Annotated in this window: 30 protein-coding genes; 23 read left to right on the top strand and 7 right to left on the bottom strand. The window is 64.4% G+C overall.

Features of this window, described 5'->3' with window-relative positions; genetic code table 11:
* The 15 genes from CVS48_RS24815 to CVS48_RS24745 all read left to right on the top strand — a co-directional run bounded on the left by CVS48_RS24815 (position 1) and on the right by CVS48_RS24745 (position 11,841).
* The gene (locus tag CVS48_RS24815; protein ID WP_100856767.1) at positions 1-2,010 is read left to right on the top strand and encodes a tape measure protein; all 2,010 of its coding nucleotides are present in this window, start codon (positions 1-3) and stop codon (positions 2,008-2,010) included.
* Positions 2,011-2,018: 8 nt separating this feature from the next.
* On the top strand, positions 2,019-2,606 hold the full coding sequence (locus tag CVS48_RS24810) for a phage baseplate protein (protein WP_100856766.1): 588 nt from the start codon (positions 2,019-2,021) through the stop codon (positions 2,604-2,606).
* On the top strand, positions 2,603-2,935 hold the full coding sequence (locus CVS48_RS24805) for a phage baseplate plug family protein (RefSeq protein ID WP_100856765.1): 333 nt from the start codon (positions 2,603-2,605) through the stop codon (positions 2,933-2,935). Before CVS48_RS24810 ends, CVS48_RS24805 begins: the two co-directional genes overlap by 4 nt.
* A complete protein-coding gene (locus CVS48_RS24800) occupies positions 2,922-3,875 on the top strand; it encodes a phage protein (RefSeq protein ID WP_100856764.1) in 954 nt (317 codons plus the stop codon). The genes CVS48_RS24805 and CVS48_RS24800 overlap by 14 nt, the downstream gene beginning before the upstream one ends.
* The gene (locus CVS48_RS24795) at positions 3,872-4,567 is read left to right on the top strand and encodes a Gp138 family membrane-puncturing spike protein (RefSeq protein ID WP_100856763.1); all 696 of its coding nucleotides are present in this window, start codon (positions 3,872-3,874) and stop codon (positions 4,565-4,567) included. Before CVS48_RS24800 ends, CVS48_RS24795 begins: the two co-directional genes overlap by 4 nt.
* On the top strand, positions 4,567-4,971 hold the full coding sequence (locus tag CVS48_RS24790) for a contractile injection system sheath initiator (RefSeq protein ID WP_100856762.1): 405 nt from the start codon (positions 4,567-4,569) through the stop codon (positions 4,969-4,971). Before CVS48_RS24795 ends, CVS48_RS24790 begins: the two co-directional genes overlap by 1 nt.
* Positions 4,972-5,004: 33 nt before the next feature.
* On the top strand, positions 5,005-6,456 hold the full coding sequence (locus tag CVS48_RS24785) for a hypothetical protein (protein ID WP_100856761.1): 1,452 nt from the start codon (positions 5,005-5,007) through the stop codon (positions 6,454-6,456).
* A complete protein-coding gene (locus CVS48_RS24780; protein ID WP_100856760.1) occupies positions 6,456-7,121 on the top strand; it encodes a baseplate wedge 1 family protein in 666 nt (221 codons plus the stop codon). Before CVS48_RS24785 ends, CVS48_RS24780 begins: the two co-directional genes overlap by 1 nt.
* On the top strand, positions 7,121-8,938 hold the full coding sequence (locus tag CVS48_RS24775) for a hypothetical protein (protein ID WP_100856759.1): 1,818 nt from the start codon (positions 7,121-7,123) through the stop codon (positions 8,936-8,938). The genes CVS48_RS24780 and CVS48_RS24775 overlap by 1 nt, the downstream gene beginning before the upstream one ends.
* A gap of 243 nt (positions 8,939-9,181) precedes the next feature.
* Positions 9,182-9,538 carry a phage tail protein gene (locus CVS48_RS24770; RefSeq protein WP_100856758.1) on the top strand — a complete coding sequence of 119 codons (357 nt, stop codon included), beginning with the start codon at positions 9,182-9,184 and terminating at the stop codon, positions 9,536-9,538.
* 410 nt (positions 9,539-9,948) lie between these two features.
* Positions 9,949-10,413: a hypothetical protein gene (locus CVS48_RS24760; RefSeq protein ID WP_100856757.1), complete on the top strand. Its 465-nt coding sequence runs from the start codon at positions 9,949-9,951 to the stop codon at positions 10,411-10,413.
* Positions 10,403-10,897: a hypothetical protein gene (locus CVS48_RS24755; RefSeq protein WP_100856756.1), complete on the top strand. Its 495-nt coding sequence runs from the start codon at positions 10,403-10,405 to the stop codon at positions 10,895-10,897. The genes CVS48_RS24760 and CVS48_RS24755 overlap by 11 nt, the downstream gene beginning before the upstream one ends.
* Entirely contained in the window at positions 10,881-11,147 is a 267-nt protein-coding gene (locus CVS48_RS24750; protein ID WP_100856755.1) for a hypothetical protein, read from the top strand. The genes CVS48_RS24755 and CVS48_RS24750 overlap by 17 nt, the downstream gene beginning before the upstream one ends.
* Positions 11,137-11,280, top strand: coding sequence for a hypothetical protein (locus CVS48_RS29305; RefSeq protein ID WP_167401053.1), 144 nt, complete (start codon positions 11,137-11,139; stop codon positions 11,278-11,280). The genes CVS48_RS24750 and CVS48_RS29305 overlap by 11 nt, the downstream gene beginning before the upstream one ends.
* A 90-nt stretch (positions 11,281-11,370) precedes the next feature.
* Positions 11,371-11,841 (top strand): carboxymuconolactone decarboxylase family protein, encoded by a 471-nt coding sequence (locus CVS48_RS24745; RefSeq protein ID WP_100856754.1) that lies wholly within the window; start codon positions 11,371-11,373, stop codon positions 11,839-11,841.
* Position 11,842: 1 nt separating this feature from the next.
* On the opposite strand, the gene CVS48_RS24740 is transcribed toward CVS48_RS24745, so the two are convergent.
* From CVS48_RS24740 to CVS48_RS29430, 3 genes are all read right to left on the bottom strand, one after another.
* Positions 11,843-13,666, bottom strand: a complete 1,824-nt coding sequence (locus CVS48_RS24740; RefSeq protein ID WP_242001172.1) for a hypothetical protein — start codon at positions 13,664-13,666, stop codon at positions 11,843-11,845.
* 18 nt (positions 13,667-13,684) lie between these two features.
* On the bottom strand, positions 13,685-14,674 hold the full coding sequence (locus tag CVS48_RS24735; RefSeq protein WP_100856753.1) for an Lnb N-terminal periplasmic domain-containing protein: 990 nt from the start codon (positions 14,672-14,674) through the stop codon (positions 13,685-13,687).
* 166 nt (positions 14,675-14,840) lie between these two features.
* A complete protein-coding gene (locus tag CVS48_RS29430; RefSeq protein WP_167401052.1) occupies positions 14,841-15,008 on the bottom strand; it encodes a hypothetical protein in 168 nt (55 codons plus the stop codon).
* A gap of 511 nt (positions 15,009-15,519) precedes the next feature.
* On the opposite strand from CVS48_RS29430, the gene CVS48_RS24730 reads away from it, so the two are divergent.
* Together CVS48_RS24730 and CVS48_RS24725 are read left to right on the top strand one after the other, a co-directional pair.
* Positions 15,520-15,714 (top strand): hypothetical protein, encoded by a 195-nt coding sequence (locus tag CVS48_RS24730; RefSeq protein WP_100856752.1) that lies wholly within the window; start codon positions 15,520-15,522, stop codon positions 15,712-15,714.
* A gap of 115 nt (positions 15,715-15,829) precedes the next feature.
* A complete protein-coding gene (locus CVS48_RS24725; protein WP_100856751.1) occupies positions 15,830-16,462 on the top strand; it encodes an FMN-binding negative transcriptional regulator in 633 nt (210 codons plus the stop codon).
* Here the strand turns inward: CVS48_RS24725 and CVS48_RS24720 are convergent.
* Positions 16,422-17,753 carry an MFS transporter gene (locus tag CVS48_RS24720; protein ID WP_100856750.1) on the bottom strand — a complete coding sequence of 444 codons (1,332 nt, stop codon included), beginning with the start codon at positions 17,751-17,753 and terminating at the stop codon, positions 16,422-16,424. The two genes, CVS48_RS24725 and CVS48_RS24720, sit on opposite strands and share 41 nt — an antisense overlap.
* A gap of 85 nt (positions 17,754-17,838) precedes the next feature.
* On the opposite strand from CVS48_RS24720, the gene CVS48_RS24715 reads away from it, so the two are divergent.
* The 3 genes from CVS48_RS24715 to CVS48_RS24705 all read left to right on the top strand — a co-directional run bounded on the left by CVS48_RS24715 (position 17,839) and on the right by CVS48_RS24705 (position 19,918).
* Positions 17,839-18,576: an ArsR/SmtB family transcription factor gene (locus CVS48_RS24715; RefSeq protein ID WP_100856749.1), complete on the top strand. Its 738-nt coding sequence runs from the start codon at positions 17,839-17,841 to the stop codon at positions 18,574-18,576.
* Between the two features lie 181 nt (positions 18,577-18,757).
* On the top strand, positions 18,758-19,423 hold the full coding sequence (locus CVS48_RS24710; RefSeq protein ID WP_100856748.1) for an N-acetyltransferase: 666 nt from the start codon (positions 18,758-18,760) through the stop codon (positions 19,421-19,423).
* A 222-nt stretch (positions 19,424-19,645) separates the two neighbouring features.
* On the top strand, positions 19,646-19,918 hold the full coding sequence (locus CVS48_RS24705) for a hypothetical protein (protein ID WP_100856747.1): 273 nt from the start codon (positions 19,646-19,648) through the stop codon (positions 19,916-19,918).
* Here CVS48_RS24705 and CVS48_RS24700 read toward each other — a convergent pair.
* From CVS48_RS24700 to ypfJ, 3 genes are all read right to left on the bottom strand, one after another.
* On the bottom strand, positions 19,915-20,679 hold the full coding sequence (locus CVS48_RS24700; RefSeq protein ID WP_100856746.1) for a DUF1828 domain-containing protein: 765 nt from the start codon (positions 20,677-20,679) through the stop codon (positions 19,915-19,917). The two genes, CVS48_RS24705 and CVS48_RS24700, sit on opposite strands and share 4 nt — an antisense overlap.
* On the bottom strand, positions 20,676-21,212 hold the full coding sequence (locus CVS48_RS24695; protein WP_100856745.1) for a hypothetical protein: 537 nt from the start codon (positions 21,210-21,212) through the stop codon (positions 20,676-20,678). The genes CVS48_RS24700 and CVS48_RS24695 overlap by 4 nt, the downstream gene beginning before the upstream one ends.
* A gap of 183 nt (positions 21,213-21,395) precedes the next feature.
* Positions 21,396-22,247, bottom strand: a complete 852-nt coding sequence (gene ypfJ, locus CVS48_RS24690; RefSeq protein WP_100856744.1) for a KPN_02809 family neutral zinc metallopeptidase — start codon at positions 22,245-22,247, stop codon at positions 21,396-21,398.
* An 86-nt stretch (positions 22,248-22,333) separates the two neighbouring features.
* Between ypfJ and CVS48_RS24685 the strand changes: the two genes are divergently transcribed.
* The 3 genes from CVS48_RS24685 to dapA all read left to right on the top strand — a co-directional run bounded on the left by CVS48_RS24685 (position 22,334) and on the right by dapA (position 24,673).
* Positions 22,334-22,960 carry an L-threonylcarbamoyladenylate synthase gene (locus tag CVS48_RS24685; protein WP_100856743.1) on the top strand — a complete coding sequence of 209 codons (627 nt, stop codon included), beginning with the start codon at positions 22,334-22,336 and terminating at the stop codon, positions 22,958-22,960.
* A 72-nt stretch (positions 22,961-23,032) separates the two neighbouring features.
* Positions 23,033-23,680 carry a site-2 protease family protein gene (locus CVS48_RS24680; protein WP_100856742.1) on the top strand — a complete coding sequence of 216 codons (648 nt, stop codon included), beginning with the start codon at positions 23,033-23,035 and terminating at the stop codon, positions 23,678-23,680.
* An 87-nt stretch (positions 23,681-23,767) separates the two neighbouring features.
* Complete coding sequence (gene dapA, locus CVS48_RS24675) at positions 23,768-24,673, top strand: 4-hydroxy-tetrahydrodipicolinate synthase (protein WP_100856741.1); 906 nt, start codon at positions 23,768-23,770, stop codon at positions 24,671-24,673.
* The last annotated feature ends 17 nt before the right edge of the window (positions 24,674-24,690 follow it).

Raw genomic sequence — 24,690 nt, 5'->3', positions numbered from 1 at the left:
ATGATCGTGGTACGAGAGGGGGTGACGCTGCTGCGCCACCACGTGGACACAAGCGGCTTGCAGGCTTACCAGCAGGCGTTTGAAGCCATGCTGCAATCCATGGTTGACGCAACCGTGCAGGCCAGCGCCGCCATGCGCCGCGCGCTTGCGGGCGTGTTGCCCAGCGTGGTGAGCACGCAGCAGGCGATACGCGGTTTGACGATAAGCGCGCAGGCCACGATGGGGTTGGCAACAGGCGGGCAGGTCACAAGCGGACAGGCCACTGGCAGGCAGGCAACAAGCAGGCAGGCAACAAGCAGGCAGGCAACAAGCAGGCAGGCAACAAGTGCCGTAGCCCGGCCGCAAGGCGGCAGCGCGGCGCCGCGCCAGCACGCCGCCGCGCTGGGCGGCTGGCGCGGCGTTGTTGAACTGACGCTTGGCGCATCGCCGCTCAAGCGCATCCTGAGCGACATCGACGCCTGGGTGCAGATCCAGGAACGCCTGCGGCAAGCGGCGGGATCGAGCGCGCTAGCGGCCGAGGCCGACCGCGACCTGGCGCGGGTGTCGCGCGCCAGCCGCACGGCATATGCCGACAACGTCGACACCTATGCCCGGTCCGCGCAGACGCTGCAAGACCACGGGCGCTCACCGCGTGACGCGGCCGGCATCACCGAGGCCGTCGCCTTGGCCATGCGCTTGTCGCAGACCCCAGCCGAGGACCGGGGCGGTGTCGTGGCGGCGCTGTTGAAGATGGTGGAACAGGGCAGGCTGGGCCTTGAGGAATACAACGCGCTGCCCCGGCGCATGCAAGACGCGTTGGCTGCCGGTCTGAACCTGGACCGTGGCCAGTTGCGCCAGCAGGTGCAAGGCGGCCAGGTTTCGGCCGACCGCGCATTGCCCGCGCTGCAATCGCAGTTGCCCGCCATGCGCACGGAAGCCGAGGCCGCGCCCGCGTCCCTCACGGCAGCGATGACGGTGTTCAACGACGCCTTGCAGCGCTATGTCGGCCAGGCTTTGCCGGCAGGCCGCAGTGTGTTGAACGGGGTGACGACGTCGATTCTGTTCATGGCCGACAACATCGACGCGGTCGCCAAACTGCTGGCACTGACGGGCGCCAGCATCGGGCTGGTATCGCTGGGCAACTGGCTACGGCGTGCCGGCGTGATGGCCTATGGTTTGTGGCAGATCCTGTCGCCGGTCGGCGGGTTCTTGCTGAACCTGGCAAGAGTCGTCGTGCCGATGCTGTGGAACGCGTTTGCCATGACGCCGATCGGCCGGGTCATTTCGTTGATCGGCATGCTGGCGGTCGCGCTGTGGCAGGTCTGGGAAAACTGGGATGTGATCAAGGCGTATATCTCGGCGTCCTGGGATGCGCTGATGGCGATGGCCCACGATTCGTTCCTGGGGCCGGTCATCGAGTACATCGCGGCTATCTGGCAGTTCTGGACCGAGCTTGTCAACGGCGTCGTGGCCGCCTTCAAGGGCGACTGGGACGGCGCCATCGCGCATTGGGCGGGGGCGTTCAGTGGTTTATGGACGTTCTTCTCGAACATGGGCGGACGGATGATGGCTACGATCAAAGAGATCGGCGGTGCCATCCAGACCTGGGTGCTGGACAAGCTCAAGGTGGCCAAGGACTGGTTCATGAGATTGGTGCCGGACCGGTGGAAATCCGAACCGGACGCGCAGGCGTCGGTGATGGACGGTTGGAAGTCGGAAGGGAAACAGGGCAGGCAGCAGGGCTTGCAGTCGGGCGCGTTGCCGAGCGACCAAGCTGCATGGTGGGCCGTGGCTAGCGGCGTTTCGCTTCCGCTCGTGCCGCCGGCCAATGTGTTCGGCCACAAGCCGCTGCCCGGGCGTTCGCAATTCATGTACCAGACCCGCAACGACATCGTCGTCAATGTTCCGGGCGGAGATCCCGCGGTCGTGCGTGGGGCGGTGGCCGATGGCGTGAGTCAGGGCCACCAACGCAGTTATCAGAGCCTGTCGCAAACGTATGACGTGACGCCCGGCGTCGAGAGCCCCCCATAGGAGTCGCAATGAACTTTGTTTCCATGATCTTCGGATGGCATGGCGGCAGCAGCATCGGCACCTTGCCCTTGGACGCGCTGGTCAACGAGAAGACCACGCTCACCAGCCGCGTGACGTCGTTTGCCGTGGAAGACGGCCCGCCGGTCACCGACCACGTGGTGGCGGATTCCGAGCAATTGACGCTGGATGGCTGGGTGACGGCGGCTGACATCAGCTTGCTGGGCGGCCTGCGCGGTGCGGCCTTGGGCGCCGGCCGGTCAAAGCTGATCGGCGCCAAGGACGCACTGCGCAAGATCCATGCGGACCGCCTGCCCATCACCATCACAACCGGGCTTGATGTCTACGCCGACTTCGTGATGGAAAGCTGCTCCATCGGACGTACCAACGGCGCCGGCGACCGCTTCGAACTATCCGCCAGTTTCAAGCGCCTGCGCAAGGTGACGTTGCGTCAAGCGGATATTCCTCCGGAAAAAACATCAGGCAGCGCAACCGGCAAGGCCGGCACCACCAAGGCCAACGCGGGCAAGCAAAACGGCGTACCCGCCAGCCAGAAGCAACGCGACATTTTCAACTCGTCAGGAGTTCTGAACGCATGATCCAGATACTCGTACCGGACGCCAACGACAGCCTTACGGAAATGGAGCTGGACGGCATGACTTATTTCTTGCGCCTGTCCTGGAACAGCGAGGCGCTGCAATGGGTGCTGGCTATCGAGAACGCCTACAACGAACTGATCGTGGCGGGCATTGCGGTGGTGCCGGATACGCCTTTGTTGGCGGGGTATCGGCATCTGGCCGTGCCCGAGGGCGAACTGGTGGCCTTGGCCCCGGACCGCCGAGACAGCATCAACCGATCCGCGCTGCCGTCCGGCGAAGTGGCGTTGCTTTACATCAATGCAGACGAGGTGGCCAATGGCCAGGTTTGATCGCGTTTACAGGCTGCTTGTCGGCAAGGACGGCGGGCAGGGACTGGAAATCGTGCCCCCGATCCGCATCACATTCGACATCGCAAAGACCACCGCCGAAGAGCCCAACGACGCCAAGATCACCGTGTACAACCTGGCCGCGCACACCCGCCGCACGTTGGAAGAGCCCGGCCTGCGTTGCGTGCTGTATGCGGGCTATGCCGAAGAGGGCGGCCCCTTGCTGATGGCGTCCGGCAGCATCGTGTATGCGTATACCCGCTATGACCAGCCGGACGTGGTGACGGAATTGACCGTCAAGGACGGCTATATCGAAGTGCGCGACACGGCGGTCTCGATCGGCTTGGGGCCTGGCGCGCGCGCCAGCGACATCATCCGCGACATCGCGCGGCAAATGGGCCTGCCGCTGCTCATGGCCGACGATGCGCCCGATCGTCGGTGGGAGCAGGGCTTTTCTTTTTACGGCGCGGCACGCACGGCGCTGCACAAGGTCACGCAGGGTACTGGGCTGGAATGGTCGATCCAGAATCAGCAGTTGCAGGTTGTGCAGCGGCTGGGCACCACGCGGCGCCAAGCCGTTGTGCTGGCCGTGGACACCGGCCTGTTGGGCCAACCCGAACGCACACGGGCGGCCGCCAGCGAGAAGGCGAAGGCAAAGGCGCCGGGGCAGGCGGCTACCGCTGCGCCGGCCGTAGCCGCCAAAACCGCCAAATCCGCCACGCCCGCCAGCGGCCAGCAGCAGCGCGACGGCTGGAAGGTCAAGTCGCTGTTGTTGCCGACCATCAGCCCGGGGGATCTCGTCAAGCTGGAAAGCCGCTCGGTAGTGGCGTTTCAACGCGCGGAAACCGTGCGCCATACGGGCGATAGTGAAGGCGGGGATTGGCAAACGGAATTGAGCCTGGTCGATCCCCACCCGCCCTCCACAAAAAAGGAGCAGTCATGAACAACGCGGTAACCCTCATGCGCCGTCTTATCGCGACGGAGCTGGCGGACGTCTACACGACGCTGCCGGGCGAAGTCGTTGCTTACGACGGCACGTTCGTCACGGCCCGCCCCGCGCTGGCCAAGCGGCTGGCCAATGGCGACGTCTTGCCGCCGCCGCAGGTGGTGCGCGTGCCGGTGTGCTGGCCGGTGGGCGATGTGCACGGCGCGCAGGCGCTGATCTCGGTGCCGCTGGCGCCGGGCGACGCGATCAAGCTGTCGTTCTCCGCCCGTGCGCTGGAGAACTGGCTGGCGGGCGATAACGGCCCGCCTGACGACCCGCGCCAGTTTGATTTGTCGGATGCATTTGCCTCGCCGCTGCTGCGGCCGGGCACAATGGCGGCCGATACGCAGAATGTCAGCATCCAGTACGGGCCGGGTACGTTGAAACTGTCGCCGGCCGGAGACCTGACTTTTCAAGTCAAAACCTGGACGGTGCAAGCGGAACAAACCACCTTCAACACACCGGTCACGATCCACGGGCCGCTGACCTATACGCAAGGCATGTCGGGCGAGGGCGGCCAGGGCGGCGCGTCGATGCGCATCCGCGGCGGCGTGGCCTATGAAGGCGGCGTGGTCACCCATAACGGCAAGAGCATCGGCGACACGCATCGCCACGCCCACGCGGGCGGCACGACCGAGGGGCCAATCTGATGACCCTGGATCTTGCCTTGTCCGCTGACCACGATTTGGACCTGGATCTGCTTGGGCGCGCGTCATTCGTGGATGGCGCCGACCGTATCGCGCAGCAGATCAAAACAACCTTGCTCGCCTTCATGGGCGAGTGGTTTCTGGACACCACGTTTGGTGTTCCGTACTTCGAGGACGTGCTGGTGAAGTCGCCCGACCGCGCCAGCATCGAAGCCATCTTCCGCGCCCGGATCCGTGCGGTGCCGGGGGTGACCCAGGTGCAGGCGATGCAGTTGCAGATGGAACGCCAGCTGCGTGTGCTGCGGGTTACGTACCAAGCCGACACGTCCTTTGGGCGGCTGGATCGCGTGGTGCTGTTGGGCGCGTCTTCGGACATATCTTCGCCCACGTCATCCAGCACGTCCTAGTCCCACCTTTTCCTTATTTTTGTTGAGGTACCTATGGCCTACGGTGTCACACCGGACGGGTTCGTACGCCCGCGCCTGCCCGAAATTCGCCAGGAGATCGTGGCGGACCTGCGAGCGCGCATGCAATCCGCCGGATTCAATGGCGCGGTGGAAACCCGCCCGGACAGTATTACCGGCCTGCTGATCGACACCTTCGCGGAACGCGAAGCCACGTTGTGGGAGCAGGCCGAAGGCGTGTATTACGCGATGTACCCGGGCTCGGCGACGGGCGTGTCGCTGGATCGGTCCGTGTCGTTTACCGGCGTATCGCGCTACCGCGACGAGCCTTCACGAGCCTATGTGGTGTTGTACGGCGCGCCGGGCACAACGGTGCCGGCGGGCGCGCAAGTGCGGCATCGCGTCAGCCAGAACGTGTGGGCGGTGGACAGCGCCACGCGCATTCTGGCCGGCGCGGCGGCGGATGTGACGTTGCAGCCCGATGTTGCCCCGCAGACCGCGTACACGGTATCGATTGATGGCGTGGACTATTCCTATACCAGCGGCGCCGCCACAAACCTGCCGCAGATACTGGCGGGACTGGTGGCTGCGCTGGCCGCGAGCGGGCTGGTGGTTTCCAGCGATGGCGCCGCTGTGCGGATCCATTCCGACGGCCGCCAGTCGGCCGCGTTTGCGTGGTCGGCCAGCTTGTCCTTGGTCCGCCTGGGCTCGCCCGCCTTGGCCACTACGATCGGCGCGTCGGCCGAAGGCGCCGCCGTGGGGGACTTGAACGGAATCATCACGCAGGTTGATGGGTGGGAGGCCGTCAACAACCTGCAAGAGGGCGTGGCGGGTCGCCTGGCGGAAACCGCCGCCGAGTTGCGTGCGCGCTATCCGACCGGCCTGTTCCGGCTGGGCGCTGCCACGCTACCCAGCATTGCCCCCAACGTGCGCGACCGCGTGGCCGGCGTGCGTACTGTCAAAGTCTTCATGAACAGCGCCGACACGCCGGATGCGCTGGGCCGGCCGCCGCACAGCGTGCACGTGGTGGCCGACGGCGGCCTGGATGATGAAGTGGCGGACGCCATATTTCGTGTGGTGGCGGCCGGTATCGATACCCATGGCCAGCGCCGGGTGGTGGTCAAGGACGCGGACGGCGCGGACCAAGTGATCCGTTTCGACCGGCCCGAGCGCGTCTATCTGTGGGTGCGTTGCGCCACCACCTTGTTGCCGCCGTCCGAACAAGCGTTCCCGCCCGACGGCTTTCAGCGCATTGCGGACAGCCTGGCCGAGGTGGGCGAGGCATCCAGCATCGGCGAAGACGTCGTCCTGCAACGGTTGTACGGCGCAATTTTCCGTACGCCGGGGCTGGCGTCCGTGGACCTGACGCTGGCCTATTCGACCGACCCTGCGTTCAAGCCGACGCCCGCCGACTATCGCGCGGCGAACGTCACGATTCAGGACTTTCAGGTGGCGGCGTTTGATCTGTCGCGCATCGAGGTGACGTGATGGATTTGAACCAAGACCATGCACAGGTGGCCTGGGGCCATTGGCTGGGGCAGTTCCAAACCAAGCGGCGACTGGAAGCGCTGGTCAAGGCGCTGCTCAAGCCCGCTCAGGGGCTGCAAGGCGCGTTGCGCGCGCTTTACGAAGACCGTTGGCTGGATACGGCGGTCGGCCGGCAGTTGGACGGCATCGGCGAGATCGTGGGCTTGCCCCGTGTCATCGATGAAGCGATCTACCTCCGGTTCTTCGGTTTCGACGGGCAGCCGAACGTGGGGGGCTTTGGCGTTGCGCGGTTGCGCCGCGCCAACGAGCGCGCCCTGGCCGGGTCCACCACGCTGCTTGATGCCGAATACCGCAAGTTGCTGTACTGGAAGATCGCCTTGAACAACGGCCACGGCACCACGCCCGAGATCGCCAGTTCGCTCAAGCCGATCTTCGATGTGACGCGGGTCGTGGTGCAAAACGCCGGCAACGCAAAGATCCGCATCTGGGTCAGCCGCATTCCCGGCCCCAACGACCCACTCATGGCCAACCCCTACAAGTGGGTGCCCCAAGCCGCCGGCGTCGGCGTGCAACTCATCACCGGTTCGACCGAAAAGCCCTTCGGCTTTCGCGAGCAAGGTTTCTTTGGCTTTGGCGTCGGCGTGCTGGCGCGAGGAATTTACTGATGGCAGACCCTACTTTCTTCGACCTCTTCAAATCAACCTGGGCACAGAATGGCCTGACCGAAGGCATTACCGATCTGCAATACAAAGCGGGTTGGGCATTCATCGGCTCCGTTCCGCCTTCGGTGGAGCAATTCAACAAGGTGCAGCAGACCACCGACGAACGCCTGGCCTGGCTGTACCAGCAGTTGGACGGCCTGGCGGCGGTCACGGGCCGGCCGCTTGCGGCGACGAGTTTCGATGCGCTGAGCTACGCGCAGCAGAACCTGGACGCCGGTAATCTGAAAACCGGCACGGTGCCAAGCGCGCGTTTGTCTGGGACGGCATCGTCGCTGACGGCGGGCGCCGCGCAGAAGCTGGCAACGGCGCGCACGTTTTCGGTGACGGGTGGGGCGACGGCGGGTGCCGTCAGCTTTGACGGGTCGGGCAACGTTGCGCTGAATGTGACGGCGCTGGATCTGTCAAAGGCATCGGCGGGCACCTTGCCCGTGGCGCGGGGCGGCACGGGGCTGGCTACGGTGGCGGCTGGCGCCTATCTCACCGGAGCAGGGGCCGGCGCGCTGGTGGCACGCACGCCAGCACAGGTTTTGGTCGACATTCAAGCGCTGCCAAAAGCAGGCGGTGATGTCAGCGGACCGATTCTCTTGGGAGCCGGTGCGGGGGTGGGTAGCCAGTACGGATCCAATTCGACATCGGGTCAAACTGCGCACGTGTTGCTGCCGGACGGCGGCGGATATTCGACGCACTCCGCGACGGTCACCGGCGCCATGAAGATCACCTTGCCTCCGACCGCGGTCGATGCAAACACGATGATCCGTCTTCGGGTAGAGATCTTCGAGTCTCTGGCTGATAGGCCACCCGTGACGATCCTGATCCAGGGCTATGCTCAGACCAGCAAGGTATGGGGTCGGCAGGGCGCGACGATACTTGCAGGTGCTGTCGGATCGGACATGCCCGTGCGGTTTGGGTCCGACTCGAATGGCGCCCTGTGCATCTGGCTGGGCGAATTGGACAAGGCCTGGTCATACCCGTCCGTGACGGTGTCGGAAGTGATGGCGAAGTACAACACCACCGGGGCGTCCGTTGCGGGCTGGGCCACTGGCTGGAAAGTGGAGCCTGTCACCGCGTTCGAGACGGTTTCCCAGGTCGCAGCAGTCAGCAATCTGGCTTTCGCCCGTTCGGATATCCCGCGAGTCGCCGGCCTGCAGGCGGCGCTGGACGCTCGCATACCCGCCGTGTCGCTGGCTAACTTGCCAACGACCAACGTCGGGCCGATCCTGGTTGCCGAAGTCGCGGAAGTTTGGGTTTGGGTATCCACCAGCTTCTATACCGGCTACCGGTCCCCCCTTTGCGGTCGACCGCTGGACGGCCACACCGTCGCGCCACTTGCGAACGAAGTGGATGCAGTGGGTGGCATCCTCCAGAAATCCGCTTATGCAGCCCTTTGGGGATACGCGCAGGAAAATAGCCTGGTGCTCACGCAGGCCAATTGGGAAGCGCGCCGAGGCGGCCATTACTTCGTCAACATCGACGCAAACACGTTCCGCGTCCCGGACCTGCGCGATATGTTCCGCCGGTTTACTGGGACTGACGCTGACACTGCAAATGCGAGGGAGTTGGGTTCTAAGCAATCCGACCAGTTCCGAAGCCACGGCCACGCGCAGAACGCCGCCACGCTAGACCGGAGCGGCAATGCCAATGCCGCGGGCGGCACGCTGCTGGCCGTGCGCAATCTCGGCGAAGGCCTGACCACCTTGGCTACTGGCGGCGCTGAAACGCGGCCGATGAACGCTGCGTATCACCCCCGAATTCACGCTTAGCCTACGCATGGATTCTCGGGTGATAGGCGGCATTGACCAGGCGTGTTTCCGGGCCTCCTGCTACGTCGGTCGTCATTCCCGAGCCGTCCAGCAAGGCCCAGGCTTGTGTTCCCGTAACCGCCTCTACGCGGTTCGGACTAATACGTTTAGTGATGTTCTGGATGTGCAGTTGCAGCCCCTAGCTTGCAAGGTTCCCAACCCTCTCGCATTTGCAGTGCAAATACCCTTTTCTAGGAGAACCGTATGCAGAAAGACGTGTTCCAGACCGGCGACCACGGTCTATATCTTTACAAGTCAATCGCCAACGAGCTGGCGTTCACGCCCGGCGCGTTCAACATCCCCTATGGCGCATTCGAGGACGCGCCGCCGGCCCCGCCCGCAGGAAAATGGCCGCAGCGAGTGGGCGAAGCTTGGATCATGGTCGACGACTATCGCACCACGCCTTTATGGGTGGTGGAGACTGGCGCCTCGTACTCGCTTGGTGCCGAGCATGACGGCGCCGGCGGCAAAGTCAGCTATCCGGGCAGGGGGAGGCTGCCGGCATGGTTGACCGGAACAGAGCCGCCGCGACCGGCTGAAGTGGCTTCGGTGGAGACTTAGGTGTTATGGCGCCAGGAGCGGGGCTTCTGACGCAACATCGCGTTCAAGAGTGGTGGGTGCCCTGTCCTTAAGCCACTCGTCTCGCAGTTCGGTCAAGTCGGAGCTACGGATCCGGTCAACCGGCCGAATGGCCAGGCGCGTAGCGCGCCAGATGCGCGCGATGGACTGCTCGGCGGCGTGTCCCTTCTTTGTGGACGAAACCTCGGCCAGGTAGTGCGAGAGCGCCTCAGACAGGGTGGGCGTGGACTTGCGGCGGGGCTGACGGCGGGATCAGGGTTTCATGGGCAAAAGCCCCGAGTTTTAACGCACATCCGCTATTCATGCCTTTCTACGTTGCCCGCTTGCGCGGGCTTTTTTCCGTCCCTACAGGAGGCCCCATCCTGCACACACTTTTCAGGAGCAACCCCAACATGGAACCCGGCTCTACCAGCTTGGGCGGCCTGGCCGCCCTGAAGGTCGCGATGGCGTATGGCATTCCGGCTGCCATCGCGGCCATGCTTGGCCTCTTGATCATGCCGCCGCATAGCATTCGCGAATTCACCGTACGCACTGTTTCCACCGTGGCCTGTTCTTTTCTCTTCGGTCCCGCGCTTGCCGCTGCCGTCATCACCTGGAAGCCCGCCTTGATGCAATCCATGACCTGGCTGGCCCAGCATGGCGCGGGCACCGATGATGCCTTGCTCGCCAAGTTCTACGTCCTGGGTCCCAGCATGTTGCTGGCTGGCCTGCCCGCGTGGTGGGTGCTGGGCGCCTATATGCGCTGGATGGCCAGCATGCGGAAAAAGGGCGTATTGGAATGGTTGGCGGATGCGCGCCGCAAGCTGTTCGGCGTCGGTGTGCATCGGCGGGGAGGGGGAAACAACCATGAATCTTGACGCCATCACCCATGCCGCCATCTTGCCCGCACTCGCGCTGCTTCCTCCGGCCATGAACACGCCCCAAGCCCGCATCCTGCTGCTTGCCATCGGCTTGCAGGAAAGCCGCTTTCAGCATCGCCGCCAGATCGGCGGGCCGGCGCGCGGGTTCTGGCAGTTCGAGCGTAGCGGCGGCGTGCGGGGCGTGTTGATGCATCCCAACAGCCGCGAAAACGCCTTTCGGATTTGCGCGGCTCGTCAGGTAGCCCCGGTCTCCGCAACCGTCCACGCCGCCCTGGAAACGGACGATATCCTCGCCGCGGCGTTTGCGCGCCTGTTGCTGTGGACGGACCCGCTGCGTCTGCCCGCGGTGGGCGATGCCGACGGCGCTTGGGCGCTGTACCTGCGCACCTGGCGTCCGGGTAAGCCGCATCCACAGACGTGGCCGGGGTTGTATGCACAAGCCTTGGCCGCGATGGAGGCCGAACATGCGCGCCTGGCTTGAACGGTTCACGGGGATGGCGGTGGCCGCCATGACAGCCGCCGCCGTGTTGTTGCTTGCGTATCTGCGTGGACGCAGCGTGGGCCGCAGCGCCGAGCGCGAGCAGCGCGAAACGCATATCAACCGGCAGGCCGAGCTTGCCCGCCAGGAGGCCAGGGATGTTCAGGACCAGACGGCGCGTATGGATGACGCTGCCATTGCTGATGAGCTTAAGCGCGACTGGGTGCGTGGCGCCGGCCCGGGTGGGCGTTGAATATTGCGAGCACGCGCGGCCGATCTATTTCGATGAAGCGGCGCAGGTGGATGCCACGCCGGCTTCTATTCGCCGGCAGATCCGGGACGGCAATGCCGTCTGGCGCAAGCTGTGCGGCGGCGCGCCGTCATGACCTAGTCCATATTGCGATTTATGGCTCTATTCGGCTGGGCCGGGCTGGCGCACGATAGCGGTTCTGAAATATCTCTATCCAGGATTCACCATGAGCATTCGCCTCGACTACGCCCAAGCTTCGCCCGACGGTTACAAGGCCTTCGGCGCGGTATATGCCTATCTGCATGACTGCGGGCTGTCCAAGACCTTGGTCAACCTCGTCTTCCTGCGGGTATCGCAGATCAATGGTTGCGCCTACTGCATCGACATGCATTCGCGTGACCTGATCAAGCAGGGCGTGACCGTGGACAAGCTGGTGCTGGTGCCGGTGTGGCACGAAGCGGGCGCCGTGTTCACGCAGCAGGAACGCGCGGCGTTTGCCTGGGCGGAAAGCGTGACGCGCGTGGCGGATACCGGCGTGCCCGATGAGGACTATGCGGCGGCTGCCGCTGAATTCAACGACAAGGAACTGGCGGACCTGACCTACGCGATCGGGCTGATGAACGCCTTCAATCGTCTGGGCGTGTCGTTCAGGGCCACGCCGGCCGCCACCAAGGCGGCGGAGAAGGCGGCGCGCTAAGTCAATCACGGACACGGTCTCTGTGACGCGGGCGGCAAAAAAAACCTGGTAGTTGCCTTCCATCCAGATGGATGACGGATAGTGTGCCCCGCGTATCGGTGTCGATGTCGATGTCGGTGTTGGCGAAGGCATCGACGTTCTGGGCTGCGCACAGATCTCCGATGTCCAGTACCGCGATCCGACCATCCACCGTGCCGGCCAATAGCGATTGCTCGTTCGCATCCATGGCGAAGATCACCGTCGGCAGGCCGTCGACATGCACGCGGGCATGCCGCCGCAGTGCGCCGCTTTGCGCGTCGATCAGTTGTAGCGAGCCGTCAAGAAAGGCGGCGGCGATCAGGTTGACACCCGGTAGGTGCACGATGGCGCTGGCTGACGCGGGAATGGGGCGCCTCCATCGTTCGCGGTCCCGGTTCAGCGGCTTGCGGTAGATAAAGCCGCTGTAGGGGGCGCGCACGTCGGGAGAATAGTGCTTGCCGCTGATGACGACGGCCGCGCCCAGCGCATCATCGACGTAGGCGCCGCACAGCTCCATCGCATGGCTGGCGGGATCGCGGTTGGCTTTCAAGATGGGCCATAGCCGACGTACCGCGCCGTCGGGCTGGACGACGCACAGGTTTTTGCGTTCATGCGAGCTGGCCGGCGTGCCTTGCAACAGGAACAGGCAGGGCGCGTGGCGGATGCGGATGTAGTGGTTGAAGCAATCGTAATGGCCGTAGTCTGGCCGGTGTTCGATGCCGGTGGACAGGTCCAGCAGCACGTCGCGCGCGCCGGTGTCGGCGACGGGGAAGCGGTTCTGGCGGCCCAGGATCTGGCCTTGGTGCGTGGCGGAAAACGTGAAATTGCCGTCGTAGGCGCGTGTCAGTCGCAGGCCGTTGTTGCTACCGCTACCCCTACCGCTGTCGGTCAACGTGTATAGCCGCGCGTCCTGCTGGCCGAACGGGCGGCCACGCGCGCTGGGCTCGACGACGTGCACCAGCACGTCCTTGGATTGGATGATCTCGACGCCGTGGCCCGCGCCGGTATAGGCGGCGAGGCGCTTGCCGTCGCGGTGGTAGACCTCAAGCTGGCAGCCTTCGTGCACGGCGGCGTAGCGGTCGCGATCCAGCCAGGCGACGTCCAGGATGGCGTCTTGGCGTGCCCAGTCGCTAACGTTGAACCATGCTCGCAAGCGTGCATCAAGCTCGTCCGAGTGAGGCACGAGCAAGGCCGGCGCGCTCAGGTCCGCAGGGACACGATGGGCAACGTCGAGGTCCAGGTCCAACGGTTGCGACCTGGGGCCGGGCGCGGGCGCGCGCAGGCTGAACAAGATGTCGAACGGGTCATCGTCATCGTCGGCCTCGTCGCTGCCCGCACCGTCGCTCGGCGGGCGCCATTCTTCATCCCAGGGGCGCACCCAGGCCTCGATGTCATCACCCGTTGCGTTGTAGCGGCACCGCACGACTTCGGGCACATGGTTGTAGGGCCGGACGCCATGCGCCTCGCACCAGTTCCACACGACCAGATCACCCTCGAACAGGTAGCCGCCGTCGTAGCTGCCGGCGCCGATGGCAAGCGTCGTGCCGGTGGGGTGAAAAGCCACATCGTTGACCGGAAAGTGCAGGTCATCGAAGGCGGCGAAGGGAATGAGCGAATCGCGCCGGTACAGCGCCACGCGATAGCGCAGGGTACGGCCGCCATAGGCAGCCCGCGCACGGGGATGCGCCAGTAATGGGAATGCCGACGCCACGGCCGCTATGTCGCCCGCCGCGTTGAAGAACACGCCGCTGATCTTGCCGCTGCCGCGCAGCGTTGGTGCCGGGGCCGAGGCCGTCAATGTCGTCATGGTGCGCTTGCAAAAAATCTACGAAGGGTCGATGCCAGGTACGCCCTGCCGGATGATCCGAGAAAACCCGGCGGCATCCCCGTGAGCGCGTGCCCGGTCGGTATAGCGGCCCAGCTCGCGATACTGCGCGGCGCTGTCCGCGCCCTGCAGCACGCGCAGGTCGAAGAAGTACTCGGGCAGGTAGCCCGATGCCAGTTGGCGGTAGTCCAGCGGCAGGCCGGGCACGATGCGCCGCGCCATCTGGAACACGATGGTGGTGCAGTTGGCCGTCAGCGTGTGATAGAAGCGGGGCGTGTCGCGCAGCCGGTTCGCGCTGTCCACATAGGCCAGGAACAACGAACGCGCATTGTCCGGCGGCATATGGATGCGGTACAGGTAGCTGTCTTCGCCGCGCACGTTGGTGCGTACGCGCAGGCTGTCTTCTTCTGTCGACGCAATCAGGCTCAGCTCGTACCGCTTGAAAAAGCCACCTATCTCGGAAAAGCGGTCGCCTTCTTTGCGGCGGATCTCTACCGAGAACACCACGTATTGATCATCGCCGAAACCAAACGACACCAAGGCGTGGGCAATGGCCGGGCGGCCCCAGTACGACAGCGCCACGTCCACGGATTGCAGCGTATCCAGCGCGTAGCGGCGGGTTTCCCAGTGGGGCGTGAAGTCGGTGCGGCTGCGCCACTCGAAGTTGCGCACGTTGTGCAGCGTGACCTGGTCGCCGTCGACCTCGCCGTGTGTTTGGCTTGAGACTTCCGGGATCCATGTCCGATCGTTTGATGGGCGGATGCGCGCCCACCAGATGCCTAGCGCCAGCGTGGCCAGCGCGAAGCCGTAGCCGGCGGCGCGCCATGTGGGCCAGGCCAGTGCGGCCAATGCCGCCAACGCCAGCATCAACCAGGCCAGCGTCAGCAAGCCCCTTGCCATGGGGGCCAAGGGCGCGCGTATCCACAACGCCAGCGCGCCCCAGGCGGCAACCAGCGTGATGGTGATGCCAAGCAAGATGGAAGCGGTCATGGGATCCCTGAGCGGTCGAGGCCGCCAGAGTATGGCCGGGCTTGATTTGAACCGTCAATTGCGCCGTGGGAGTGTCGGCGCGGATCCCGTCAGGGCAACGGGTGGCGGTGGGGCCGGCATGGGACGGACAACGCCGCACAGGCGGCGTACGTCCTGGCCGGCAACATCATGAACGCGCCCGGCTTGTGGCCGGCGGTTCTTTTTTGGCGCGCGGTTTAGGCGCGGGTTTTTTGACTTCGGCAGGAGCGTCGAACTCCTGTTTGTTGCGCTCACCGCGTGGGGTGTTTTCCGGATGAGGCTTGGGAAAGGCCCAGGGCTTCGTTTTCTGATCCATTGCATGTACTCCTTGCACAGGCGGAACAGTAGCATTAGCCGTGGCTGTGGGTAAGTGAGGGTTGACGTCAATATTCATCACATCGTGATTTTCAAGAAAAAAACTACGGTTAGGACCGGACCCGAGTCGACTATGTTCCCCGTTTGCGGCAAGTCGCCGACAACAAGACACAGAAGCGGATGGGATGCGTGCGGACCTCTCCTTGAATGCGCAATGTTTGCCGATGCATCATTTTCGGAAGCGCCATGCGTTGGCGGTCAATGCATCGCCGGATCACGCATTGGGCCGCAAGCGCCACAGGCGCGCACCGTTCGGGCTGCGGGATTTTACGCAAGTTGCGGTCTGGTGCCCCAGCCGGCGTGACCGTGTCGACCGAGACACGGCGATGTGACGGCAAGCCGCAAGCGATCCGACGGGTAAACCCTGTCAGGGTCTGGAGATCATCCTATTTTTTTAGAAGCAAACGTAAGGCGCGGCGCTACGATTCAGGTGTGCACATAGGGGGACAACTATGGACACCGCCAAGGAATGGTATGCCGCTGTGCGGGAATGGCAACGCGCCCGCGACGAGCTCACCGCGGCCATCGCCGCCATCAAGTGGCCCAGCCCCACGCCGGGGTGCCTGGAAAACTATGACCGCGCCTACGCGCTCGAAACCGAGGCGCGGGAACGCATGAATCAAGCTTATGAGCGTGTCCGACGATAAGCACAGGCGCAGTGACATCCGCTAGGGTGGCTCCATAAAACGGTTAAGCGTTGGCCCTGTGCATGGGGCCACGATGGCGTTATGTTGTGTTTTTTCCTGACGACGCCTGCCCGCCATGTACCTGCCATCCGCTTTCCGTGAAGACGACCTTGCCGTCCAGCACGACTTTATCCGCGCCCATCCGCTGGGCGTCGTCATGACCAGCGGCGAGGGCGGCTTGATGGCCAACCATATCCCCTGTCTGCTCTATCCCGAAGGCGACCATGGCGTGCTGCGCCTGCACGTGGCGCGCGCCAATCCGCAGCTTGCGCATCTGGCGGCGGGGCAGGAATGCCTGATCGCATTCCATGGCGCACAGGCCTACATCACGCCGTCCTGGTACGCGACCAAGGCCGACACGCACAAGGTGGTGCCTACGTGGAATTTCGTGGCGGTGCATGTGTGGGGCACGCCGGTTATCCAGGATGATCCCGCCTGGCTGCGCGCGCAGTTGGAGGCGCTGACCGCCAGCCAGGAAAAGGCGCGCGTGCAGCCTTGGAGCGTGGACGAGGCGCCAGCGGATTTCATTGCGGCGCAGATGCGGGCCATTATTGGGGTGGAGATCCCGATATCGCGCATCGAAGGCAAATGGAAGGTCAGCCAGAACCGGACGCCGGCCGACCGCGAGGGCGTGGCGCAAGGGCTGGCCAACGAAGCCGGCGACGCGGTCATGGCCGCGCTGGTGGCGCGCCGGGGGCCGCCGGCTTGATGGCGGCAGTGGCGGCAGTGGCCGCAGTGGCCGCAGTGGCCGCAGGCGGCGCAACCCGCGCCGCCGCATGGCCGCGTCCGGCTGCGAAGCAGACGATGGCCGCGCACTGCAACAGGGCCGCCGCCGCCAGGAAGCCGATCATCGCCTGCCCGCTTGCATCCAGCACTGCGCGCAGCAGGCCGAACAGCGCGGGCGCAAAGGCGTAGGCGCCTTGCGACAGCGCCACAATCAACGGCACCACGCGCAGGCTGTCTTCACGCGCGAATTCCGTTTGCGCGATCAGCGGCGGCAACGACGTGGCATTGCCGATGCCCGACCCGAACAGGATGACGCCCAGCCACACCGCCCATTGATGGTCGGCCGCCAGCATCAGCGTGAGCGACCCGCAGATTTGCACGGCGTAGGCCACGCACGCGACCTTGCGCCGATCCGCGCCGGCGGGCATCAACGCACCCACGATGGTGCGGCCGGCGATGGCCGCCGCCGTGGCCAGGCCCATCGCGATGCCGGCCGTTTGCGCGCCCAGCAGCGGCGCCAGTAGCGACAGCAGATGCGCGATCAGCCCGATCTGGGCGAACAGACCCAGCGCCATGCCGCCCGCCAGCGTCAGAAAGGCGCGGTCACGCCACAAGCGGGGAACGCGCGGCAGGGGGGCGGACGACGCCGCAACCGGCAGGGCGGCGTCATCGCCGTCGGGCAATTGGCCCAACTGCTGCGGCGTGACCGAAAACACCTTGCGCGCCAGCAGAGCAATCACCACCACCATCACCGCGCCGACCCACCAGGCAGCCTGGGCAAAGCCCGCCTGCGCGATCAAAAACACCCACAGCGGCGAGAACACAATACCGCCCACGCTGGCGCCGTTATAGGCCATGCCCAGCGCGGCCGGCCGCCGTCGCACGAACCACGGTGCGATCAGCGCATTGACCGCGGCGGCACCCAACGCCACCCAGCCCATGCCGCTCAACATCGCGGCGCCATACAACTGCCACGGCGCCACGGCCATTGACCAACCGGTCACACCCAGCGCCAGCAGCACCGCGCCGCCGAAGGTGACCTGCGGCACGCCGATGCGGCGGTACAGGCGGGGCAGGTTGGCGACGACCACGGTGCCGCTAAGAAAGTGCAGCGTGACGGCGCCGGAGACCAGCGCCACGCTCCAACCGGTGCGTTGCACCACGGCGTGCAGGAACACGGGCGGGCCGTAAAAGCCCACGCCCCAGCCGAAGATGGCCAGCACGAACGTGCCGGCAAGGACTTTCCAACCGAAGAACGCGGAAGGGGTAGACATGATTTTCGGATTTCTCGGATGTTTTGTTGAGATGAGCCGCAGTATGCTTACGCCTTGCACACAACACTTTGGTCTATAGCGAATCATGGAATCCGAGTTCGCCGACATCAATCTCTCGGGCGTGGCGGGCGCCATTGCCGACCCGGCCCGCGCCCGCATGCTGTGCCTGCTGCTGGACGGGCGCGCGCGCACGGCGACCGAGCTGGCCGCCGCCGCCGATATCGGTGCGTCCACGGCCAGCAGCCATTTTCAGCGCCTGCGTGAACAGGGCCTGGTCGACATGGCCGTGCAAGGCAAGCATCGCTACTATCGCCTGGCCAATGGCGAAGTGGGGCATGCGCTGGAAGCCTTGCTGGTGGTGGCGGGCGCCGAGCGCGTGCCCTTCAAGCCCAATACGCCGTCGGCGCTGCGCGAGGCCCGCACCTGCTATGACCATATGGCAGGCACGCTGGCTGTGCGAATTCACGACGCCATGGTCGCGCGCCATTGGCTGGCGGCTGATGGCCGTGACTACACGCTGACCCCGTTGGGCGAGGCTTCTTTGGCGCAGGTGGGGGTGGACGTGACCCAAGCGCGGCAGCGCCGCCGCCGCTTTGCCTGCGCCTGCCTGGACTGGAGCGAGCGTCGTTCGCACCTGGGCGGCGCACTGGGCGCGGCCTTGCTAAGCGCCTTGGTGGACCGAGGCTGGATCGAAAAAAGCCTGGATTCGCGCGCGCTGTCGGTCACGCGAAAAGGTGCGCGGCAGTTCCCGGCTTTCTTCGGCGCTCCGGATGCGCAGGCCGCCCACGACGGGCTGCATGGGGACACGCATGCAGCGGCATAGCCTGAAAGCCTTCGTTTTGCGCGTTCACGGCTTGGGCCGATGGCGGCGCATTGAACATTGCCATTCCAGCCGCGAATGCGGCTTTTTTTTCGTCGCCTTGTTTCCGTTCAAGTCTTCTTGAGCATTGTTTCTTTTCACAGTTGTTCTCAATAGCCTTATCAACTTTCGTCAGGAGGGGGCCTTGCCTACGTTGGCGCTGCACGCATTCCGTTTTCCCAGCCGTTTCGTCACGGAGCTTCGCATTGATGTCAATCACGCGCCAGAAGAAGTCGAGCGTGAACTCGACGCCATCCACACGCGGATGCAGCGGTCGTCAGACCGGTTGCATGGGCTGCCGCAGGTGCGGACGGACATCCCCGGCATCGTGCTGCGTTATCGCGAAGCCGACGGCGAGTACTACGTGTATGTGGTGGATGTGCGGCGCGACCGCGTGGCGGGCTACACGGTCTTCAACCGCTTGATTGAAGTAGGCAAGCGGGCAGACCCTTTCGTGCGCGCGCCGCATTCCAAATACGCCGCGCCGTATCAGGGCATGGGGCTTGCCACGGCGGTTTACCGCTGGGGCCTGGATGCGGGCCTGTGCATCATCAGCGGCGCGCGCCAATCGCCCGGCGCGCATCGGCTATGGATGGGCCTGGCGCGCGACTACGAGCTGGGCTTTGTGGATTTGCGGCGCAAGCAATTGCGCTATCTGGGCAAGCAGGTACGGCCCCAGGTGCTTGAAGACCTGCACACCCGCATGATCATGCTGGGGCGCGGCTGGGATCTGCCCGATTACATGCAGGCAACAGGGATGATTTCGTCCGAAGATGCGCTTTCGCAACAGAGGCTAGGGAAATCCCTGTGAAACGGTGGGCGCGGTCGCGTCACAAAACGCGACGTCAGCCGAAAAGCCGCGCCAGGCTTGCCATTGCGTTCACCACCCCGCGATGCGGGGTGACCACTTAGAAACGGGGACGCAATTATTGCGACGCAACAGTGTTTCCATTAACCACCGAGGTTACAAAACATATCCGAACTGTCATGAACGGTCGGGGTATGCTGACCCGCAGAACGAGGGCATCCGAAAGTGCATCAAAACAACTTGATCTACAAGGGATACCGGCTGACGGCCAAGGTGTCCCGGGGCGCGGACGCTGAAATTCCAGCGTTGCCCAGCGGCCCCGTATTCATCGCATCGGTCATGGTGGTTCAGGCAGGCGCCGTGCTGGAAGGCGGAGACGAATATCCGGTTCCGCGCTTTGCGGACGGCGGATTTGTCTATAGTCCACGCGAAGCCGTGCACGCGGCCATCTTGCATGGCCGCGAAATCGTCGACGGCCTGACGAACATGCCGTCCTAGCCGGAAAAGACTTCCCGCCAATCGCGCGTCTTGGCCAGCGTCTGCACGGTTGCGGACTGTTCCAGTATGGTCACGGCCTTTTTGAATTCCTCGGCCGTGGCGCCGTCTTCCAGGATGACCATGCGCGAGTTGCGGGCGTCGGCCATCTTTACGTCCGACATCTTGCCGTGGGTTTGATAGACCTGCGTCCAGTCCATCTTCTTGCCGGCCTTCAGCGCAATCGGCTCGATGTAGGTCAGCGCCGTGCTGCCCGCCGCGCGGACGGCGAACGCGAAGTCGGCCGTGTGGCCGCTGCTGCCCTTGGCGCGCGCGCCCTTGACCATGCGGTTTGCGCCCACACCTTCAGCCAGCGCGCGGCCCACCTGGGCGCGAAAACGCAGTTGGCTGAACTTGGGCATCCACTTGGCGCATTGGAACGATAGCGCCATCGCCAGCTTCACCGCGTCCCACAAGGCTTCCTGCAACTGCTCGTTCGGGCCGCTGGCCACGATGGCGCCGTCGCGGTCGAAATGCGCCAGGCTGACGCCGGGCGTTTCATTCAGCATGTCGATGCGTTTGGGGCCTATCTCGATGCCGTAGCTGGAGGCGTGCATCGAGGTCTCACAGGCGTCGGTCAGATAGAACGTGGCGTCGTCCGGGTGCGCGATGAAGAAGGCCGCGTGCTGGCCGTCCAGCCCCAAGGTCATGGGGGCGACGGCGCGAATGGCATGTTCACCGGCCGGCAGGACGGTCCAGCCGGAGGCTTCCAGAAAATTGCTCATAGGATCAGTTCGATTTGGCGGCCTTTGAGGGGATGCGCAAAACCGCCGACTAGCGTCAGGTTCGCCCGTGGCAGGAAGTACTGCATCAGCGCGCCGATATTGTGCAGGGCGGGCACGATCGGCTCGGCATAGCCTTCGCCTTCGTCCACCCAGATATGTTCGTGGCTGCGGTCCGCAAGCGGCTTGCGGAACTGCGGCCGGCCTTCGCCCACCAGGCTGGTGTGGAAGGAGTCGTCGGTGTCCACGCCGAACACGCGGTGCGGGCCCACAAACAGGCTGGCACAGAACGCTTCGGTCAGGAAGATCGTGGCCTGGCCGTGCACCACGGTACGCGCGCCACGGTAGGTCACGCGAAAGATCACGTCGTCGCGCACTTCGCCCTTGACCTTGCAGGCGCTGCCGAACTCCATCCACTGGATGTTGTTGGCCGCGGGCTTGGGCAGCCAGGCGATCGGTTTTACGGTTTCCTTGGGTTCGGCAAGGATCTCTTGCACCTCATCAACGGTAATTAACGGTTCGAACTTGTTGGCCATAAAACGGATCTAGGGTCTTTGAACTGCGCGAAGGATGCGCGGCACCGCTCGCGGCATGGCGCAGGGACTCATGCGCGCAAACAGGGCGAGGGGGCGTAATCTTACAAGATGGAGTCAGCGCAAACCCTTTGCTGTATGGATATACAGCAAAGGGGCGCTGCGGATCAGGCGTTCAGCCGATGGCTATAGCGTGCTGGCCCCGAACGTATCGCACTGCTTGATGTTGCCGCTTTCCAGGCCGCGCTTGAACCAGCGCACGCGCTGCGCGGATGATCCATGGGTGAAAGAGTCTGGCACGGCATAGCCTTGCGCCTGCTTTTGCAGGCGGTCGTCGCCGATGGCGGTGGCCGCGCCCAGCGCTTCTTCGATATCCCCACCTTCCAGAATGTTGCGAGCCGCATTGGCGCGCTGCGCCCACAAGCCGGCAAAGCAGTCGGCCTGCAACTCCACCCGCACCGACAGCGCATTGGCTTGGGCCGGATTGCGGCGGCGCAGTTGATCCACCTGATCCGAAATGCCCAGCAGATGCTGCACGTGGTGTCCGACTTCGTGCGCGATCACATAGGCTTGCGCGAAATCGCCCGGCGCCTTGAACTGGTTCTGCAATTCATCGAAGAACGCCAGGTCGATATACACCTTGCTGTCGCCCGGGCAGTAGAACGGCCCCATCGCGGACTGGCCCGTGCCACACGCGGTGGGCGTGGCGCCACGGAACAGCACCAGCTTGGGTGCGACGTATTGGCGGTTCAGGTCTTTCTGAAAGATGGCGGCCCAGGTGTCTTCGGTTTCGCCCAGCACCTTGGCCACGAAGCGCGCTTGCGGGTCGTTGGCGGGCGGCTGGGTCGCGGGCGCTTGCTGCGTTGCGGGCGGGCCTTCGGCCATCTGCAGGACCACGCTGGGGTCCACGCCGAAGTACATGGCCACCAAGGCAAGTACTATCGTACCGATGCCGATGGTGCCTCGGCCGCCGATACGGGGGCCGCGAGACCGTCGGTCTTCAACGTTGTCGCTTTCGCGCGAGTCATCGAGGCGCATACTGTTTCTCCGGGCGGGTCGGCATCTCCGCCATTTTGCATCGCCGCTCGTCGCTGAGCGGCATTCAAGAGTGTTAGGATAATCCCATGGCTCTGCATTTATCTATTCATCCTGCGAATCCTCAACCTCGCCTGCTCAAGCAGGCAGCCCAATGGCTGAACGATGGGGGCCTCGTGGCCGTACCCACCGATTCCAGCTACGCCGTTGTCGCACGGCTGGACGACAAAGACGCCGCGGACGGCCTGCGCCGGCTACGCGGTCTGGACGAAAGACATCACCTGACGCTGCTGTGCCGTGACTTGGCCGAAATCGGCCATTTCGCGCGGGTCGACAACAAGCAATACCGCTTGTTGAAGGCTGCCACGCCGGGTCCGTGGACCTTCATTCTTGAAGCCACCAAGGAAGTGCCGCGGCGCGTATCGCACCCGTCGCGCAAGACCATCGGCATTCGCGTCCCCGATCACCTCGTGATGCTGGGCCTGCTGGAGCAAGTCGGCGCGCCGCTGCTTTCCACCACCCTCATTCCCAAGGACGAAATCGACGCGTTGAACGACGCCGAAGCCATCCGCGAACGCTACGACCACGATCTGGCCGCCATCATCGACGCGGGCGCCTGCCCGCAGTCACCCACCACCGTCATCGACCTGACCAGCGACGATCCCGTCGTGGTCCGCGTGGGCCGCGGCGACCCGGCCACGCTTGGTCTTGCCTGACTTTCCTTTCCCTGCGTTACCCTTGCGTGCCGGCTGCCGCCGGCACGCGGCTCATCTACCACCCGGTTCGCCATGAACGACCTCATTCAAACCATTGCCGTCTACGCGATCCCGGTCATTTTCGCCATCACGCTGCATGAAGCCGCTCACGGCTATGTGGCGCGCATGTTCGGCGATCCCACGGCGTACGAAGCGGGGCGCATCAGCCTGAATCCGGCGCGGCATATTGACCCGATCGGCACGCTGCTTGTGCCAGTGGCCATCTTGCTGGCGTCCAAGCTGTTGGGCAGCCCGGGCATGCTGTTTGGCTGGGCCAAGCCCGTGCCGGTGGACTTCGGGCGCTTGCGCCGGCCCAAGCGCGACATGCTGTGGGTGGCGCTGGCGGGGCCTGCCGCAAATCTGGTCATGGCGATCATGTGGGCGTTTTCACTGCGCCTGATGCTGGAATCCGGCATGCAGGAATCCTTCTGGTTCCAGATGGGCGTGGCGGGAGTGAACATCAACCTGGTGTTGATGGCGCTCAACCTGCTGCCGATCCTGCCGCTGGACGGGGGACGCATCCTGTTCAGCCTGCTGCCGAATCGCCTGGCCTGGCAGTACTCGAAAATCGAGCCCTATGGGCTGGTGATTGTCATCGTGTTGCTGGTCACCGATGTGCTCTGGCTTTTGATGCGCCCGGTGTATGAGCTTGGAACGACCATCGTTCAGTGGTTTCTGTAGGATTTCATCCAATATCCGTTAAACTCAGCGGTTTCATTGATTCTGGCCCTGGGGCATCCTGCCACGGGGCGTTGGAGCCCTACATTTATGGCATCCCCTGCAACCGCCGCAGGCGTTAATTTCCAGGGCAGCTTGGTGGCCCTGGTCACTCCCATGCAGCCCGACGGCAGCTTGGACTACGCTGCCTACCGGTCACTGATCGACTGGCACGTCCAGGAAGGAACCGACGCGCTCGTGGTGGTGGGCACCACCGGGGAATCGCCCACGGTTTCCATGGAAGAACACGCGGAATTGATCCGCGTTGCGGTGGAACATGCCGCGGGTCGCATCCCGGTCATCGCCGGCGTGGGCGCCAACTCCACCGACGAAGCCATCCATCTGGCCAACCACGCGAAGGCCGTGGGCGCGCATGCCGGGCTGTCGGTCGTTCCCTATTACAACAAGCCGTCGCAAGAAGGCCTGTACCGCCACTTCCGCGCCATCGCGGAAGCCGTCGACCTGCCCACCATCCTGTACAACGTGCCGGGCCGCACCGTGGCCGACATGTCCAATGAAACGGTTCTGCGCCTGGCGCAGGTTCCCGGCATCATCGGCATCAAGGACGCCACCGGCGACATCGCCCGCGGTGGCTTGCTGCTGCGTGAAGCGCCGGCTGATTTCCAGGTTTTCAGTGGCGATGACCCCACCGCCGCCGCTCTGATCCTGCTGGGCGCGCGCGGCAATATCTCCGTGACCGCCAACGTGGCCCCCAAGCTCATGCGCGACCTCTGTGCCGCCGCGCTGGCGGGCGACGTGCCGAAGGTGCGTGAACTTAATGCCTACCTGGCGCGTCTGAACAAGGCTTTGTTCGTTGAAGCCAATCCCATCCCCGTCAAGTGGGCGTTGGCCGAAATGGGCCGCAGCGCACTGGGCTACCGGCTCCCGCTGGTTGAACTGGGTACGCAGAACCACGAAGTCGTGCGTCGCGCGCTCCAGGAAACGGGTCTGCTCTAAATATCGTGAGGATACGT

Source organism: Achromobacter spanius, from assembly GCF_002812705.1.
Classification (GTDB): domain Bacteria; phylum Pseudomonadota; class Gammaproteobacteria; order Burkholderiales; family Burkholderiaceae_B; genus Achromobacter; species Achromobacter spanius.
Note: the sequence above shows the minus strand (reverse complement) of the source record. Positions and strands in the feature narration are given on the sequence as shown.